General features: G+C 37.6%; 1 protein-coding gene. It reads left to right on the top strand.

The window, feature by feature from the left end; all coding sequences use genetic code 11:
• A partial coding sequence (locus M0D21_RS22850) for a hypothetical protein (RefSeq protein WP_262922161.1) occupies window positions 1–263 on the top strand: 263 nt, incomplete at both ends.

The raw sequence follows: 263 nt of genomic DNA, 5'->3' as shown, positions 1-263 counted from the left end.
TGGTTGGGTTTCGCATACTTCTAGTTTTAGTACTACTCTGTACCACTTCTATTTATTCTCAAGTTGGTTCTACTAACATTTCACCCAATGAGTCTGTTGGAGATTATTTCAAGATTCCCCGTGAGTCTATTTATTTACATTTAAACAAGAGCACGTATATACCTGAGGATGAGATTTGGTTCAAGGCCTATGTTTACGACCGCAAGAACGGTTTACCGTCATTGGCGACTACTAATTTTAATGTAGAGTTGTTCGATGGTTTA

This window comes from Aquimarina acroporae (assembly GCF_023195925.1).
In the GTDB taxonomy this organism is placed as follows: Bacteria; Bacteroidota; Bacteroidia; order Flavobacteriales; family Flavobacteriaceae; genus Aquimarina; species Aquimarina acroporae.
Note: the sequence above shows the minus strand (reverse complement) of the source record. Positions and strands in the feature narration are given on the sequence as shown.